The 17,036-nt window shown below is 46.4% G+C and carries 16 protein-coding genes; 2 read left to right on the forward strand and 14 right to left on the reverse strand.

What is annotated here, in order from left to right:
* Window positions 1-201 precede the first annotated feature (201 nt).
* The 3 genes from ACFP56_RS15300 to ACFP56_RS15310 form a co-directional block, all read right to left on the reverse strand.
* A complete protein-coding gene (locus ACFP56_RS15300; protein ID WP_379236072.1) occupies window positions 202-1,065 on the reverse strand; it encodes a MurR/RpiR family transcriptional regulator in 864 nt (287 codons plus the stop codon).
* 127 nt (window positions 1,066-1,192) lie between these two features.
* A complete protein-coding gene (locus ACFP56_RS15305) occupies window positions 1,193-2,557 on the reverse strand; it encodes a (Fe-S)-binding protein (protein WP_379236074.1) in 1,365 nt (454 codons plus the stop codon).
* Complete coding sequence (locus tag ACFP56_RS15310; RefSeq protein ID WP_379236076.1) at window positions 2,550-3,965, reverse strand: FAD-binding oxidoreductase; 1,416 nt, start codon at window positions 3,963-3,965, stop codon at window positions 2,550-2,552. The genes ACFP56_RS15305 and ACFP56_RS15310 overlap by 8 nt, the downstream gene beginning before the upstream one ends.
* A 109-nt stretch (window positions 3,966-4,074) precedes the next feature.
* On the opposite strand from ACFP56_RS15310, the gene ACFP56_RS15315 reads away from it, so the two are divergent.
* The gene (locus ACFP56_RS15315; protein WP_379236079.1) at window positions 4,075-4,788 is read left to right on the forward strand and encodes a FadR/GntR family transcriptional regulator; all 714 of its coding nucleotides are present in this window, start codon (window positions 4,075-4,077) and stop codon (window positions 4,786-4,788) included.
* A gap of 83 nt (window positions 4,789-4,871) precedes the next feature.
* Here the strand turns inward: ACFP56_RS15315 and rlmN are convergent, their stop codons facing one another.
* The 8 genes from rlmN to ACFP56_RS15355 form a co-directional block, all read right to left on the reverse strand.
* A complete protein-coding gene (gene rlmN / locus ACFP56_RS15320; protein ID WP_379236081.1) occupies window positions 4,872-5,936 on the reverse strand; it encodes a 23S rRNA (adenine(2503)-C(2))-methyltransferase RlmN in 1,065 nt (354 codons plus the stop codon).
* 119 nt (window positions 5,937-6,055) lie between these two features.
* Window positions 6,056-7,369 (reverse strand): DUF4179 domain-containing protein, encoded by a 1,314-nt coding sequence (locus ACFP56_RS15325; protein ID WP_379236083.1) that lies wholly within the window; start codon window positions 7,367-7,369, stop codon window positions 6,056-6,058.
* Window positions 7,369-7,875: a sigma-70 family RNA polymerase sigma factor gene (locus tag ACFP56_RS15330; protein ID WP_379236767.1), complete on the reverse strand. Its 507-nt coding sequence runs from the start codon at window positions 7,873-7,875 to the stop codon at window positions 7,369-7,371. Before ACFP56_RS15330 ends, ACFP56_RS15325 begins: the two co-directional genes overlap by 1 nt.
* A gap of 131 nt (window positions 7,876-8,006) precedes the next feature.
* On the reverse strand, window positions 8,007-8,450 hold the full coding sequence (locus ACFP56_RS15335) for a DinB family protein (RefSeq protein ID WP_379236085.1): 444 nt from the start codon (window positions 8,448-8,450) through the stop codon (window positions 8,007-8,009).
* A gap of 10 nt (window positions 8,451-8,460) precedes the next feature.
* Window positions 8,461-8,988 carry a HugZ family pyridoxamine 5'-phosphate oxidase gene (locus ACFP56_RS15340; RefSeq protein WP_379236087.1) on the reverse strand — a complete coding sequence of 176 codons (528 nt, stop codon included), beginning with the start codon at window positions 8,986-8,988 and terminating at the stop codon, window positions 8,461-8,463.
* 19 nt (window positions 8,989-9,007) lie between these two features.
* The gene (locus tag ACFP56_RS15345) at window positions 9,008-9,775 is read right to left on the reverse strand and encodes an ABC transporter ATP-binding protein (protein WP_379236089.1); all 768 of its coding nucleotides are present in this window, start codon (window positions 9,773-9,775) and stop codon (window positions 9,008-9,010) included.
* A 1-nt stretch (window position 9,776) separates the two neighbouring features.
* A complete protein-coding gene (locus ACFP56_RS15350; RefSeq protein WP_379236091.1) occupies window positions 9,777-10,772 on the reverse strand; it encodes a FecCD family ABC transporter permease in 996 nt (331 codons plus the stop codon).
* Window positions 10,773-10,917: 145 nt separating this feature from the next.
* Complete coding sequence (locus ACFP56_RS15355) at window positions 10,918-11,583, reverse strand: HNH endonuclease (protein WP_379236093.1); 666 nt, start codon at window positions 11,581-11,583, stop codon at window positions 10,918-10,920.
* A 183-nt stretch (window positions 11,584-11,766) separates the two neighbouring features.
* Here ACFP56_RS15355 and ACFP56_RS15360 point away from each other — a divergent pair, with 183 nt between their 5' ends.
* The gene (locus ACFP56_RS15360; protein ID WP_379236095.1) at window positions 11,767-12,339 is read left to right on the forward strand and encodes a DoxX family membrane protein; all 573 of its coding nucleotides are present in this window, start codon (window positions 11,767-11,769) and stop codon (window positions 12,337-12,339) included.
* Window positions 12,340-12,428: 89 nt separating this feature from the next.
* Here ACFP56_RS15360 and ACFP56_RS15365 read toward each other — a convergent pair whose 3' ends face one another.
* The 3 genes from ACFP56_RS15365 to aguB form a co-directional block, all read right to left on the reverse strand.
* Window positions 12,429-14,585 (reverse strand): family 78 glycoside hydrolase catalytic domain, encoded by a 2,157-nt coding sequence (locus tag ACFP56_RS15365; protein ID WP_379236097.1) that lies wholly within the window; start codon window positions 14,583-14,585, stop codon window positions 12,429-12,431.
* Window positions 14,586-14,810: 225 nt separating this feature from the next.
* Entirely contained in the window at window positions 14,811-15,650 is an 840-nt protein-coding gene (locus ACFP56_RS15370) for an SPL family radical SAM protein (protein WP_379236099.1), read from the reverse strand.
* A 136-nt stretch (window positions 15,651-15,786) separates the two neighbouring features.
* Window positions 15,787-16,668: an N-carbamoylputrescine amidase gene (gene aguB / locus ACFP56_RS15375; protein ID WP_379236101.1), complete on the reverse strand. Its 882-nt coding sequence runs from the start codon at window positions 16,666-16,668 to the stop codon at window positions 15,787-15,789.
* Window positions 16,669-17,036: the final 368 nt, after the last annotated feature.

Raw genomic sequence — 17,036 nt, forward strand, 5'->3', positions numbered from 1 at the left:
AACACCATATTAACTTAGTGTGTTAGGTTTTTTCACAACTCCTATACTTATATATTAATGTAACGCTTACACAACGTCAATAGTTTTTGAAATAAAATTTCAAATAAAAATAAAATTTTGATGTTTTATTTCAAAAACTACAAAAAAGAGACATCAATCTGCAAATGCGATCAATGTCTCTCTATTATTCTCTTAACACGATTAATGCCTATGCTTTTTTAATAGAATATTATGCGTCTTTTTCAGATACACCTTAATACGCTCGTATTCAGCACTGGCTACACCTGCAAACAGTATGTCTATGATGGTCAGCATTGCGATGCGCGAGCCCATTGCGCCGCTGCGTATCGTCAACTCAGGCGTTGAGATGCTTAGCACAATATCTGCTTTTTCTGAAAGCTCACTTTTTGTATATTTCGTAATGGCAATACACTTTGTTTTATTTCGCTGTGCAATGTCGAGCGCATCCAGAATTTCAACTGTTTCTCCTGAATTGGATACAAATATGGCGACATCCTGCTCCTCCAGCAGCGTTGCTGCCGTAAGCTGACTATGCCCATCTGTATAGGAATGACACATTTTATTAATTCTCGAAAATTTCTGCTCGCCGTCCATACACACAAGACCTGATGCTCCGATGCCGAAAAATGCGATCCTTTTGCTGGAGCGAAGTGCCTCGACCGCCTTCGCAATTTCCTTACGATCAATAACACTAAGCGTATCCTCGATCGACTGACAATTGTTCAAGGATATATTCGATATGATCGTAGAAAGGTCGTCCCCCGGCTGGATATCGGTGTATTGCGCCTTTTGGTCATCCTCGCGAGAGCCCAGCGAGGCGGAAATACTTACAATAAAATTACGATAGCCGCTATAACCCATCGTTTTGCAAAAACGAAGCACGGAAGCATCGCTTGTTTTGCTTGCTTGTGCCAACGCCTTGATGGAAAGATGTGGAATTTCTTCGGTGTTTTCCAAAATATAGTCTGCGACCATGCGTTCAACCGGCGTTAGACTATCCTTCATGTCACGAATTTTTATTAGCACATTATTATTAATACTCATAATCTACCTACTCACGATTTTATTCTTTCTAATTCCATCATAAGCAAGACAAAAGCAAAACTCGCTGAATGAATGTTATCATCTAGCTGTACTAGTTGTGCGCGATTCACAATTCGACTTATTTTGACTATTTCGAGGATATCATTCGCTCATGCAAAAAGTCAACAATATGCATCGCCTTCATTGTCTGCTCTGGCTGGTGCTTCTCAATTCCTAGCTTCATCTGCAACAGACAGCCTGGATTGCTCGTCAGCATATAGCTAGCCTGCGTGTTGTTGGCATGCTCCATCTTATGTTCAAGGATCGACCCTGCCATCTCAGGCTGTACGACATTATATACCCCTGCGGAGCCGCAGCAGCGATCAGCATCAACCATCTCGATGTATTCCGTATTGGCAACCTTCTTCATCAGCACACGCGGCGCACTGGAGCCCTTCATCACATTACGCAAATGACAGGAGTCCTGATAGGTTACTTTTACGCCTTCCTGCGCAGCTTCCTGTTCAGCAAACTGCAGCGGGTTCCCCTTTTCTACTAAGAGCGCGCTCACATCAATGACGCGTTCTGCAAACCATTTTGCATCCTCGCGGTACTGCTCATCCTGCTCCAGCAAATGATCGTACTCCACTAACAGCGCGCCACAGCCACCAGCATTAGATACGACGTAGTCAACGCCCAGCTTCTTGAACACCTCGATATTGACCTTGGCAAGAGCTCTTGCATCATTCATCTCGCCACTATGTGCGTGCAAGGCGCCACAGCATACTTGCGCATCAGGAATATGCACATCGAAGCCAGCCGCCGAAAGCAGCTCAACGGTATTCACATTCGTTCCTGCAAACATCACATCCATAATACAGCCGCGGAACATCGCAACGGTGCCCACCTTCTCGCCTTTGGCTGCATAAAACGTACCGAGCTGCTCAACAACACCTTTACTGGTTGCTGGCGGCAAAATACTTTCCATCTCTGCCAAATGCTTAGGAAACAGCTTCATAATGCCTGTGCCGCGCGCAATTTTCTGTAAGCCTGACTTTTGGTAGAAAGCAAGTGAGCCGCCTAGCAGCTTCAAGCTGCCACGCTTAGGGAAAACCCCTTTAAATAACGTTTTACGCATAACCTTTACTGGTGCGGAATGATGGGCATGCTCCTCAATTGCTTCCTTCGTCTGCTCAATAAGCTGACCATACTTCACATCGGCTGGACATGCAGGCTCACAAGCGCGGCAGCCCAGGCAAAGGTTCATCTGATCCTCGAATTGCTGATCCGGTACCATAAGGCCGTCTACTGCCGCCTTCATCATCGCAATTCTACCGCGAGGAGAGGCAGGCTCCATTCCTGTTTCATTAAAGGTAGGACATGCAGGCAAGCAAAAGCCGCAGCGCATACAGTTGGTCAGCTGGTCATAATCCAGCTTCTCCAGCAGCGTCCGCGCAAGCGGATTGCTGTGCTCAATAGCTGGCTTGCCAAATTTCGCAGATGAATTAGCCATGATGAATCACCACTCTTTTCTTCGTTTCCTTCGCAAACATTTTGCTTGGATTCAATATATTAAGCGGATCGAAGGCAGCCTTAATCCCTTTCATTACTTCGATTCCCGCTTCTCCTACCTTCCACTCCAGGTATGGCGCCTTCACAATTCCAACACCATGCTCGCCTGTAATCGTTCCGCCCAGCTCAATCGCTGCTTCAAAAATTTCTGCAAATGCTTCCTCTACGCGATGAACCTCTTCCGTATCCCTTGCATCTGTTGTTGCAGTAGGATGCAGGTTGCCGTCCCCTGCATGACCGAAGGTGGCGATATTAACATTGTATTTTTGCGCAATCGCATTCGTTTTCAGGATCATCTCGGCAATTTTGGAGCGTGGCACAGTCGCATCCTCCAATATCGTAGTTGGACGCAAGCGTGCTAATGCCGTAAATGCACTGCGGCGTGCCGTTAGTAGCTTTTCTGCTTCCTCACGTGTTTTTGCGATTTCCAAGCGATCTGCCTGCTCCTCGCGGCAAATCTTGTAGATGCTTTCGATATCGCGTTCAACCATTTCTAGCTCGCCGTCCTGCTCAATAATCAAAATCGCAGCCATATCCAGCGGCAAACCGATTTTAGCGAAGTCATCCACTACGCGGATTGTCGGATTGTCTAATATTTCGAGTGTTGCAGGAATAATTTGCTGCTTAATAATTTTAGATACTGTACGAGCCGCACCATATATGTCCTTGTACATTGCTACCATCGTCTTTTTCGTTTTTGGAGGTGGAATGAGCTTAAGAATCGCCTCCGTTATAACAGCGAGCGTTCCTTCGGAACCAACCAGCAGCTTCGTAAGATCGTAGCCAGCTACATCCTTTGTCAGCTTGCCGCCTGTATGAATAACCGACCCGTTAGGAAGCACAGCCGTTAACCCAAGCACGTAGTCCTTGGTCGTGCCGTATTTTAAGCCGCGCAAGCCGCCTGAGCATTCAGCGATATTGCCGCCAATCGTTGATATTTTCATGCTGCTTGGATCAGGCGGATAAAACAGACCAAGATCCTCGATGTGCTTGCTGAACTTCGCCGTAATGACACCGGGCTGCACCGTAGCGGTCAAATTCTCCATATCGACCTCTATAATTTTGTTCATGCGATGCATGACCATCACAATGCCGCCTTGAAGCGGAGTTGTGCCGCCACACAAATTAGATCCCGAACCTCTCGTTACAATCGGAATCAGGTTCGCGCTGGCGATCTTCATAATTTCGCTTACCTGCTCTGTCGTTTCCGGATAGATCACACCATCTGGCAGTGCTTGAAGCATAGGTGTTCCATCATAGGAATGCGCAATAAGCGCCTCCTGATCGGTTCTAAAGTATTTATCGCCAACGATGGCTTTTAATTGTTTGCTAATTGATTCCGTAATCATATACATCCTCCTTATGATAAGTGAGCAGGTCATCTGATGACTTTATTGTTGATTATAGCTGAAATCCAGTGTACAGTATAGTCATACGCTACAAATTTTTGGAGGCCGTATGCAATCAATTAAAGTTGAGACAGAAAAAGGACATGAAATCGTAAAACGCATGATCCTTTCACAAATAGAAGATGGAACACTGCAGCCGGGTCAGCGCCTGCCTTCGGTTGTCGATCTAGCAGCTGTTTATGGCGTAGGACGCTCCACCATACGTGAAGCACTTAGTGCGCTGAAGGCAACAGGTTGGATCGATGTCAAGCATGGGGGCGGCACCTTTGTAAGCAAGGTGCTGCCTAGTACACAGTTGGAGCCGAAGGACCCCTTCGCTGATGCGGATGATCTGAAGGAGCTGCTGGAGGTGCGCATTTATTTGGAAAGCGGTGCTGCAGCAAGCGCTGCGTCGCGCAGAACAGAGCAGGATCTAGCAGCCTTGAAGCATATTGTGAGCACGATGGAGCTGGCGCTTGAGCAGGACGATACTGCACTAAGCGAGAAAGCAGATATTGACTTTCATCTTGCAATCGCGAGCGCATCGCATAACCAGCTTCTGAACGCATTGATGAGCTCGCTGTCCAGCAAGCTGACCGAAACAATCGGCAAATCAAGACAGCTGTGGTTTTTCGAGGATAAGTCTTCTGCGAGCCAATTGCTGAAGGAGCATCAATCGATCTATGATGCAATTGCTGATCAGGACGCCAAGCGTGCAGAGCAGCTCATTTCAGCGCATCTGCAAAAGGTGGATATCGTGCTCAAACGAGGCAGTTTAAATTAAGCTTTCCTATTATATATACCAAAAAAGAGGGCGCACGCGATGTGCACCCTCTTTTTGTATGGCTACTATTAAATAGTAGTAATCTAACCGTTCGAAGCTTTGTCGAGCTGCTTGCTGCGCAGCTGACCACATGCAGCATCAATGTCTGTGCCATGCTCAAGACGAACGCTGACACTGATTTTATGCTTCTTCAATATATCGTAAAATGTGCGGATGTCCTCTGGTGTACTGCGTTGATATTGACTGTGCTCATCAACAGGATTGTACGGAATCAGATTAACATTCACCATTTGCTTGCGCGATTGCATCAACTCGGCAAGCTCAGCAGCATGCTCAGGCTGATCATTTACACCGCGCAGTAAAATATATTCAATCGTAGCACGACGATTGGAATGCTCTAGATAGTAATCAATAGCAGGCATCAGCTTTTCAAGCGGGTATGCCTTATTGATCTTCATAATCCGCGAACGAAGCTCATTGTTCGGCGCATGCAGTGATATCGCCAGATTCACTCCAAGATCACTGTCGGTGAAATCCTTGAACTTATTCACTAGACCACTCGTAGATACAGTAATATGGCGCGGTCCGATAGCCAAGCCTTGATGATCCTTTACCGTACGAATAAAGTTCGACATATGCTCGAAATTATCGAACGGCTCGCCAATCCCCATTACAACGATATGGCTGACACGATCACCCTTGCCCTCAGCATCCAAGAAAAACTGCACCTGCATCAGCTGCTCCGTAATCTCTCCACTTGTCAAATCACGGCTTTTTGCAATAAGACCACTAGCGCAAAAGCTGCAGCCAATATTGCAGCCAACCTGAGTCGTCACACATACTGACAAACCGAACTTATGACGCATAAGCACAGTTTCAATTAAGTTGCCGTCAGTGAGCTGGAATAAAAACTTCACGGTTCCATCCTGCGACTGCTGGCGCGTATGCTCCGTTAGCGTTTCTATTACAAAATGCTCCTGCAGCAACGCAATAGCAGCCGGATTGACATCAGTCATTTCCTCAAAGCTGCGCACCCGATTGCGATACAGATTGCGCCATATATGAAGCGCACGCGAGCGCTTCTCTCCTTGCTCCTCCAGCCACTGGGACAGCTGCTCGAAGGTTAACCCATATATTGATGACTTCATACTCTCTATCCTCATTTCGCCTCGTTGCCAACATAAGCCTGCCGGCCTCCAAGCTCATAATCTCCATAAATGTGTTCGCTCTCTATTTTCCCAAAATTAGCGACACAATACAAGTGGCTTTATTGAGGCAACATCGGAATGTCCACTTCGATGGAACCTGGCAGATAATGCGGATAGGACCAAATGTACAGACGAACAGGATTCGTATAATCCTCAAGCTCATACCGTTTACGTATGATGTATTGGTCACCTGTAATCGCTGAACCAAAGCTGCTAAAGATCTCTTTACCTGAAGCATCTATTCCTGTCGAGACTAAAGTACCTCGATAATGCTCGTTCAGCTCCTGTACCCCTTCATATAAGACCATATCGTTCATAACGGAAAGCTCACCTTGGATATAGGAAGGCTGATACAACACCTCTTGCTTTTCGAAATCTACCTCGATGTAATCCTCGCCTTTCGGCAACGCCTCAATCTGCCCTAACCGCAGCGTTAATTGCTGTGGATTACGGAAATAATTGCTTTGAATAAAAAGCGAGTAGCCTTCATCGAATGAACCCCTACCTGTAATACCATTTTTAATCGCTCCCCACTGCTCACCATGTTCATCGATTAGCTCTAAACTGACAATATGAAGCAGCCTCCAGCTGTTGCTTTCATCAGCACGCAGCTTTAGCTCAGCACGTATCGGAGATATGTTCAGATTATCCAACCATATCGTTTGCCCGCTAATCTCCACTTTCTTGTTAATGGGATAGCTTTTCGTTTCTGCAATCGGCTGTTTCAATTCGAATGGTATCGTGATCACTGTCTTATGCCGATCGGTAAAGCTTGCAACAAACTCAAATTGCTTAGAGCTGTAATCTATTTTATCCGGGACATCCATTCTGAACTGATCCTCTATCGCATCATCACCCTCGCGATAGAAAAACGAATAACCACTGCTCGCTTCAAAATCCTTGCCATCTTGTAAGATCTGAAGACTGCTAGTATTAAGACCTAAAAGCATACTGGGCTCCTCAGTCGTCACCCGATAGAAGACAATCATTCCCGATTCATCAGCGACAACCCCTTTAATCGTTAACGATATACCATTCTTCTCTACGGTCGTATCCAGCACCTCATAATATTCATTATCTATAATATCCAGTATCCCTTTATCTTGACTGCCTGCAATCAGCTCGACCAGCTCGGAGACAAACGGAATGTGTGATAGTGTGCTCGCAAGCACAGGCGATACACGAATACCCACAATTAAGGCCAGCATCAGACATACCGCTACCGTAGAAGCAATAAGTCTTTTCTTCAACTTCATAAGTCGAGCCTGACGCAGCTCCTGCTTGGCACGCTGCTGACCTGCGAGAATCGCATGCTCAAGCTGCGGCACATCAATCGTATCTAACTGAGCCATATAACGTCCATGTTCATCCATTACAACCGCTCCTCTCTAAAAAGATGCCTAAGCCTACGCAGCGTATAGTGAAGCTTAGACTTCACCGTTCCCTCAGGCAAGCTTAACTGCTGGGCAATCGCAGCATTCGTCCGATCCTCTACATACTTCATATAAATAAGCTCGCGCTGCTGCTCATCCAGCTCCGACAGCAGATCAAGCCATTCAACATCCATTGATTGTACGTAGGCAAGCTGCTCTTGTTCAAGGGAGCTTGGCAATTCTCTTTTTCGCTTGCGCAGCATATCGCGGCATATATTCATCATGATCCTCGTCAGCCACGTTCCGATATAACGCGGCTCCTTTACGGCGCCAATACTGCGGAAGCAGCGATAACTCAGCTCTTGGATCGCTTCTATTGCATCATGCTCATTATGCAAATAGCTGTACGCCACGCGATACAACGGCGCTTCGTAATGTCGAAGCAGAGCAATCAACGCTTCATCTTCACCCTTCATCGCAGCGCGGATCAGCTGTTCATCCAACATGCTTTTCACCTCTTTCCACCCATTAGACGCACGACTGAATCATTTCGTTCAATCCAACATAAAAAATCCAACATAAAAAACGGCAATCTGAGGAATGCCATCAGATTACCGTTCTATTTTAGCATGCTTGGTTACGCATACTTCTGAATTAATGAAATTTGTCCGGCATGAATGCCTGTATGATACATAAGCTGTGCAATCGCGTCCAGCGGTGTAAAGGTACCTCTTGGTGTTTTCACTTCCTTCGTCCAGTCCTCAGCAGGCAAGGACTCAATCGCCTCAACAATGACAGCATTAGACGCTTCCAAAAGCGCAACGAGCTCTGCTAAATTAGTAAAGGAAGCAGTAGTATGTCCCGGTCCCCGCAGTGTAACGTATTCAAGTGCATCTGGCTTCGATTTGCCGAATACCCAATCGGCATAAACATACTCAACCTCTGCACTATGACGAATCATGTACCCAATAGAGGCTGGACCGATTGCCAGCGACAACGCCTCTTCCGGCAGCTCCTTAACCATATTGTGAAAGCGAGCTTGCGTCGCTTGCCACATTGCGATAATTGTTACGGTATCCATGCTGCTCCTCCTATTTTTCACCTTGTTTAACGTCGATTCCATGCGCATCGCGATTCACGTGCTCGAAGTGCTGACCAGGGAAATCCACGTCAAACGCTTGCCCGAAGCCTACCACATAACGTCCTTGTGCCAGTTCCAGCTCGAATAACGAAAAATCTAGCGTGCGCAGCATATTGAAAGTAGGCGCACCGAATTTTTGTTCGAATTTGGCAAATACCTCTTCATAGCCCTCATTGCCTACATTAGCTGCACGGCCTTTAAAGCGAGCACGCTCTCTGGCAAAAATGTTTTTCGTAGCCGATTCATCAGCAATCAGCATCACATCAACAGCGGGATTCGCTTCAAGATTGCGGTAATGCTCAGCAATTCTGCTTAAGTATACGTACACCTTGCCTTCATGCTCAACGAAGGGTGCATAGGATAGAAACGGGGCCACATCAAGGGCAATTGTGCTCAAAAATATTGATTTCGTGCTCTTAACCAGATTCTGATAGTTTTCCTTGAGAACTGCAACATCCATAGGCTTAATGTTCATCATGCAACTCACTCATCCTTTACTATTTTTTTAATATATGAATACGCGGCGTCCCGTCAACGTAATCAATATCTGCCTTCACGCCGTACACCTCGTCAATAAGCTGCGGTGTCATAATATGAGCTGGAGCACCATAGGCGTGCACGACTCCGTTATGTATGACACATATGTTATCACTGTACTGAACCGCATGATTCAAATCATGCAGCACCATTATAATTGTAATGCCAAGCTCCTCATTCAATCGTTTGACAAGCTCCAGCACATCAAGCTGATGGGCAATATCGAGATAGGTTGTCGGCTCATCAAGCAGCAGCATTTTCGGTTGCTGTGCTAGTGCCATTGCGATCCATGCACGCTGTGATTCCCCGCCTGACAACTGAACGACGAGACGATCTCGATATGCTTCCATATGCGTCTGCTCCAGCGCCCACTGAACAATCTCCTCATCTTCTCTGGTCATGCGTTCATACCACTTTTTGAATGGAATTCTACCGTATGTAACGAGTTCACCAACTGTCATATCCTGAGGACTGGAATTGGACTGCGAAACCATGCACATCAGCTTTGAAATTTCCTTGACTGACATATCCGTTAACGCCTGATGATGAAATTGGATCGAGCCGCTTGCAACTGGCATGCGCTTTGATATCGCCTTTAGAATCGTCGATTTCCCTGTTCCATTCGGTCCAATAATACTGACGATTTCACCTTCCTTCACATGCAGCGATACATTTTTTATAATGCTCTGGTTGGAATATTGAATTGCAATCTCGTTAAGCGCCAGCAAGCTAAGCCCCTCCCTTTCTCATCAAGTATAGAAAATACGGTCCTCCGATCATCGCCATTACAATGCCGGCGGGAATTTGAATGGAGCCGAACAATGATCGTCCAAGCATATCGGCTACTAGCAGAATGACAGCACCAAGCAGAATGCTTAACGGCAAGCTGTAGCGGTAATTAGAACCAATCAGCATCCGTGAGATATGAGGAACAACTAAGCCAACAAAGCCTACTAACCCTACCATAGATACCGAAATCGCCGCCAAGCCTACCGAAAGCAGACTAAGCAGCAGACGGATTCGGTTCATGTTATGTCCCAGGTTATGGGCAGTTTGTTCGCCCAGCCTAATAATATTCATGTGTCTTATACAAAGCAGGGCCAGCAGCCAACCTGCAGCAGAATAAGGAAGGATCGTCCACACATCACTCATTTGCTTGCCTGCAAGACTTCCATTCATCCAATGGATTGCTGAAGGCAGACGATCACTGTAAAGCAAGGATAATAAACCGATGACTCCACCAAATATCGCATTCGCCGCCACTCCAGACAAAATAATTCGAACAGGCTGAAAGCCAATCGAGCGCTGCCAAGCCATCCCATACACAATACCAGCAGCCAGTAATCCTCCGGCAATAGCAGCTAAAGGAATCCAGCCACTATCTTGAGGTCGAACCAACATAATGAACAAAGCCGCTACGGCTGCACCGCTCGATACGCCCGTAACACCTGGGTCTGCCAGCGGATTTTGCACCACAGCCTGCATTAGCGCCCCAGAAATCGCGAGGTTAGCACCAACAATTAGCGCTAGCAGCACTCTTGGAATACGAATGTCCCATAAAATAACGGAGCTTGTATCATCACCGTAGCCAAACAGTGTTAGTAAGGTTGTCAAAGGATTGACGCTTACACTGCCTAATCCGATTGCAAGAAGTGTGGAAAGGATCAAGAGAAGCCCTGCACTCCCTATCACAGCTGCCTTTTTTCGTATTGATCCCTCTGACAACAGATTCGCACCTCCTACGGTTCTATATAAAATTTACCAGTGTTGATCTTCATCATTATATCGAGATTGATAATTATTATCAATACCAACATATGCATTTAAATATAAAAAAAGACTTCATTACTCATAATGATGAATAATAAAGTCACGTTAATGATTGTTCTTTTGGGTTCTGACTCAGCAAATACTGCATAAATTGCTCTGGCGTTAAATTGCCTTTTTGCTGGTTGCAGCTTAAACACGCGCAGACACAATTGACCGGTGTCGTATGTCCGCCTTTGGCTCGGGGAAGCAGATGATCAATCGTATCGCCATACTCCCCGCAGTAATGACAGGTATGATGATCACGCGCCAATATAAAACGGCGAAACTCCTTACTGCTATATATCATTCGAATCGTATACGGATTAATGATGACAGCCGCGCCTTCCCTAACGAGCAATCTCGCTTGAGCAGGATCAATTTCCTGTATCCAGCGGCGACCCGTGTCCGAACGACCACGCATGCGCACAACGCCGCGCCAAATTGGGCGTAGATCATCTGCTTGCAGCCCACTACTGTCCGGCTGGCGATAATAGGTAAGGAGCTGTCTCTTTTTCCGATTCCAGCGAGCTCTACTCGGCGTTAGCGGTAATGCAACTGAAAATTTTGCTTCATCGGTCGGTTGTCCAACTGCCGTACCAGCTTGTCTGCATTGTTTGCAGGTTCCTCGGCGGCTGTCAGGACGCTCGCGTCTGCCTGTTCTACGAAGGAAATCATTGAGCGGTTTTTCTTGACCACAGCTTATACAAAATTTCATCTTTGCTTTCACGCTACGCCCCTACCTTCATCCGTTCGTTTCTTTATACGATTATAGCATAGATTAAAGGCCGCGTTGAGTCTAACCCTTCTTGGAGAAAAAGAACAGCACCTGTGACAAAAATCACTTCTTGGACTTTGTACATTTATTATAGTAAATGTGGTAATGATCACCAATTGATACAGGAGGTACAAGATGTCTGATAAAATGATTCATATTCCAGAAAACCCGGTTTCACGCTTCCTATTCAGCAGTACGCAAGCTGGATGGATTTGGCTGGTCGTTCGTCTATATGTCGGTTACGTGTGGTTAACTTCAGGTTGGAAAAAAGTAAACAGCGATGCATGGACTGGCGAAAATGCAGGTGCGGCTGTAAAGGGCTTCATGCAAGGGGCATTGGCTAAAGCAGAGGAAGGCAAGGATGTTTCCGCATGGTATGCAGCATTTCTAGAACACTTTGTTATTCCAAATGCGAAAGTCTTCTCCTATGTGGTTGCTTTCGGTGAAGTGCTTGTAGGTCTTGGCCTTATTCTAGGCCTGCTAACGGGTATTGCCGCTTTTTGCGGCAGCTTGATGAACGTCAGCTTTCTATTCGCAGGTACAGTCAGCTCCAACCCGCTGCTTTTCGTTCTTGCAACTTGGTTGGTATTGGCTTGGAAAAATGCAGGCTGGTATGGACTTGATCGCTGGGCACTGCCGAAGCTTGGTACGCCATGGAGCGTCAAGAAAAAGCACGGCGCTAACAGCTCCGAATCGATTGACAGCTAATCGTATAACCAAGACTGTTCATATGTATGACAAAAGGATCTTCCCCTGGTATTGGCAGGGATGGAGATCCTTTTTTAATTCGCTCATATTTATTTCTGTTCAAAGCTCAGCTCGCCGTTCTTATACTCGACACGAATCACTTCGCGCATTGTACGAAACTCAAGCTTGAAATCAGGCATTGTTTCAGGAAGACGAGGATCGAAGGCAACCTCCGACCAGCCTGGCGCCGCAGGCTTAATGCCTATGATCTCCTCAATCAGTAAAGGAATCGGCGAGCTTGCCCAGCCGTGACATAAGCTGGTATTCCACTTCTGTTCCTTGCCCCATGCTTCAAAGCACGCAGTCGCTCCTTCATTGATCATATTGACCCATGAACGCTCATCACTGCAAGTCATCAGCTCATAAAGCAAATCGGTCTCCCCGCATGCAGCTAGGGCTTTAAGCAGGAAGTATGACATATATACGCCGCAGCTCATCCTTTTGCTGCGTACCATCGCCACAAAGGCTGGCTTCGCCTCATTAGGCGCAAGACCAACATAATGCGGCAAGATATTCGCATGCAGCGAGTGATGAGCTGAATGAACAGCATCAACAAACAGCCCCGTTTCTTGCCGGTAGAATGCATCGATAAACGCTTTGCGCAACGCAGGAAGCTCGTCGGAATAAGAGATTCCGAGAACATCCTTCATTTTTTGCACAGCAGCAAGGCAGCCGTAATAAAAGGCATTTATAACATTATGACAGCCGTCGCTTACTGGTCGTGTCAACGGAAAATCATAGCCATCACGCAAATTTTCGGGCCAATCAACCAAATTCCATTTTTCCTGCACACTTTCCAGCAAGCCGTCACTGCGGCGATATTTGTGGAAATAAGCCAGCACGTTTTCAGCATAGGGATACATTTCTCTTAAAAATGACAGGTCCCCGCTATGCTCATAATAAAGCAGCACCTGCTGAGGCCATTGCAAGGAAAAATCAGCAATTTCCTGCATAAAGTTGCCTGGCGCAACCGCCATGAGCCCTGGGCAAATTACAGAGGATCGCGCAAAATCATAAATTGCCTTCTTAAACAGCCGCAAATCTCCGCTTATATACATATGGGTATGTCCCATGATCGTATTATCGCCTAAATACTGCCCTTTTTCACGTGACGGACAATCGACAAAGCTTTCCTGAGCGCAAAGCTGAACACCCCGCTTGCATATGTCCCAAATTTGATTAAGCATAACATCAGTAGATCGAAAGCTGCTTGCTTGCGGATCAAGCGGATAATGTCTAACAATAGCTTTAAAGCTGGTTGGCAACAGAGCCTCTGGTGGTCCGATTACCTCGACATAACGGAACGCTTTATACTCAAAGGGTTCAAACCACTCTTCTCTGCCTGATAATATCCATGTTTCCTTATACAAGCAATTGCAGCGCATATCATATCGAACCGCTTGCTGGTTCTCCAGCAGCTCTTCTCCGTAGCGGATTTCGAGCTGCTGACCTTCCAGCCCGCAAGCCTTCAGCGTGAACTGTCCTGTTAGCTCCATCCCAAAGTCGATCAAATAATGCCCCTTATTCAGTTCCATCACTTGCTCGGGAGCATGCTCATACACAGAAACGGGCGGCGTCTGCTGTGCAACCAACTTATAATCCACGCCCTGTTTTTCCGCTGCACCTGCCCAATGCCCATCGTCGTAATCTATCGTTTGCCACTGTGGCTCAGCAAGCCTTTGGTCGATATGCTCCAAATATTGCGTCTCATAGCCTACCATCTCGCCATTGCCATAATGCTTTGCAATCTGATACTTCCATGAGCTGTCGCTTAGAAGAAACAACTCCCGATTAACATACAGCTCTGCAATCATGCCTTGCCGCAAGTCCCCACTATTATAGGAGCGATTAATATGTCCTTGATAATAGACATGCACGGCAATGACATTAACCCCGGTTTGCAAATGAGAAGCAACATCCCACGCATTATAGTTGTAGTGAAAAGGATAGCCTTGAGCAGGGCCTTGACCTACAAATTGACCATTTATATAGAGCTTATAATAATCATCAGCTGTTATCCGCAGCATCGCCTGCAAGGGCTGATGCTCAAGCACAAACGTTTTTCGCACAAGCATATGTCTGTTGCGCAAATGCGCTGGATGATACGCTGCTTCTCGCGCCTCATTTTCCTTATGAAAAACAGCGAGCGGCTGATAGTCAGCAAACTCCGGATCTATGATCCACTTACCTTGCCATTGATGTGGCACGAAAATCCTCCTTACGACCAAAAGTGTTAGCGAGTTTTTCAAGCTTTACTCTACTTACTGAACTCTACTTACTGTCCGAACACCTTGTTAGGATTATCCTATTCAACCTTGAACTCGTTCAACTTTATTACCTGTTTTCACCTTTTCATAAGCAGCATTAATTCGTAATGCTGAATTCGTATAATACATCCTTATTATAAGACATTCTAGTCGTTGTGCTAATAGCTAGATGCGATTAGGAAAAGCCTGCTGCTTGGAGACATGGATCATCGTTTTCGCGAAATGTTTCTTAAAATAGCTTTCAACTCGCGTATGAATGTCGCTACGATACCATTCCTCCAGCCCGTGTGCGGCAAATAATTGAGGCATGCCCAGCCGTTCCGAGCGTTTGCCCTTCATGCCATCGCCAAGCATAAGCGTATCGATCCAAATGCGATCAACAATGCCGTGTAACGCATCGGGAAAATTCGGAGTAAATGGCAGCACTGGTGAAATTGCAGCCTGCGTGCGGATTCCCGCTTGATGTAGTGTGCCTAAAGCTTTCAGCCTCAGCTTAATTCCTGGTGCATACGGTGCAAAAATTCGCTTCATATCCTCGCGGTCTGTTTCAACGGTGATCGAAACGAGCAGCTCGCATTTTTTATTCAGCTCGACTAATAAATCAAGATCTCGTGTAACAAGAGGGCTTCTGGTCTGGATTTGCAGCAGATCTGGCGGATCATCGACCATAGCTTGTAAAATCGCTTGAGATACTTGCGCCTTCCGTTCAATCGGCTGGTACGGATCGGTAGCTGAGGACATAAAAAGATTGACTGGCTTACCATTACGCCGAAGCCTGCGAAGCTCGGAGCGATAAACCTCCGCAGCGTTTGTTTTTATCTCCAGCCATGTTCCCCAAGACATTTCTTTAAACGTTTGAATCGGCATCTCTCTTACATAGCAATAGCTGCAAGCGAAGATGCAGCCGCTGTATGGGTTGAGCGAGTGTGTAAATCCAATATCCAAATAGCCTTGCGCTTTGCTTAAAATGCTTTTCGATACAATGTTTTTCACTGCAATATCCATGCCATTCCACCTTCTTCCTTCGCTAACTAGCATTGTGATTGAAGCAAAAACACCTTCAAGCCGCCAATTCTACTATGGCTGTTGGCCTATAGCATGAACGACAAGTCTGAAGGTGTTTTGAATTGCTTTTTTCTGTTTATTTCACAAAACGCTCACTGCCATCGTACGTTCCGATAATGCCGTACAAATCAGGACGGCGATCACGGAATACACCCCACTCAATGCGCATCGTTTCAATTTGGTCTAGGTCGAATTCAGCAACCAGCACGGTTTCCTCGCTGCGACCAGCCTCTGTCACCTTGTTGCCTTGCGGTCCTGCAATAAACGAGGAACCGTAAAACGTGATGGATGAATCTTCATCGCTTTCTGTTCCAACACGATTGGAAGCAACGACTGGAACAAGGTTAGAACCAGCATGTCCGAGCATGCAAACCTGCCAATGATCCTTGGAGTCAATGCCGCTATCCTGCGGCTCCGAGCCAATTGCAGTTGGGTAGAATAGAATTTCTGCGCCCATCAGCGCCATACAGCGAGCGGCTTCAGGATACCATTGATCCCAGCAAATGCCCACACCAATTTTAGCGTATTTTGTATCCCATACTTTAAATCCAGTGTCGCCAGGGTTGAAGTAGAATTTCTCCTCGTAGCCCGGTCCATCCGGAATATGGCTTTTACGATATTTTCCCAAAATTTCGCCGTCTGCGTCAATGACGACAACGGAGTTATAGCGTGCATTGTTTTTCTTTTCATAGAAGCTGATTGGCAATACGACCTGCAGCTCCTTCGCGACCTTTTGGAAATGCAAAATCGCTGGATTCTTCTCCTGCTCGGTAGCATAAGCGTAGTAATCCGCCTTTTCCTTTTGGCAGAAATAATACGTTTCGAACAGCTCCTGCAGCAAAATGATCTGTGCACCTTGCTTGGCAGCTTCACGTACAAATGCATCTGCTTTCGCGATATTTTCCTCGCGCGTTGCCGCGCAGCTCATCTGTGTAGCTGCTACTTTTACGTTTCTCATAATAGTCGTTCCTCCAATCGTAATCATTTATGCTGAATGCTTCGAAGCTTGTTAGCTGTTCAGCGCTGCGCATTTCCCTCTCTAACGCTCGAACATTCTTTTGGAATGAGGGTCGCTTTTAGAGACGGATATGCTTCGCTGGGGCTCATCCCTTGTATGCTGATGCTTCGAAGCTTGTTAGCTGTTCAGCGCTGCGCATTTCCCTCTCTAACGCTCGAACATTCTTTTGGAATGAGGGTCGCTTTTAGAGACGGATATGCTTCGCTGGGGCTCATCCCTTGTATGCTGATGCTTCGAAGCTTGTTAGCTGTTCAGCGCTGCGCATTTCCCTCTCTAACGCTCGAACATTCTTTTGGAATGAGGGTCGC

The organism is Paenibacillus septentrionalis (genome assembly GCF_042659865.1).
GTDB lineage: Bacteria > Bacillota > Bacilli > Paenibacillales > Paenibacillaceae > Pristimantibacillus > Pristimantibacillus septentrionalis.